Raw genomic sequence first — 278 nt, forward strand, 5'->3', positions numbered from 1 at the left:
GCCTGTTCGCGCAAGTATTCACAGAGGCGCGTGAACGAGCCGGAGCCGGTGTCATGAGCCGGACATTTTCTTGCGCGTGGATTGTGGTAATGCTTCGCACGCAACTTCTGTCGAGGGACCAATCATGATTACCGAGCGCCTCTCACCGCCCTCCCTTTTCCGCGCCCTGCCTGCCTTGCTGATGATGGCTTTCGTGCTGCCGCTGCTTGCCGGCTGCGGCTACAACACCATTCCGACGGCGGAGGAGAACGCCAGGGCGGCCTGGAGCGAGGTGCTCA

The 278-nt window shown here is 61.9% G+C and carries 1 pseudogene; it reads left to right on the forward strand.

Annotated features, from left to right (window positions below):
- Nucleotides 1-124 precede the first annotated feature (124 nt).
- Nucleotides 125-278, forward strand: a pseudogene (locus EN852_RS43095) (LemA family protein); the annotation flags it as partial.

This window comes from Mesorhizobium sp. M2E.F.Ca.ET.209.01.1.1 (assembly GCF_004010375.2).
Classification (GTDB): domain Bacteria; phylum Pseudomonadota; class Alphaproteobacteria; order Rhizobiales; family Rhizobiaceae; genus Mesorhizobium.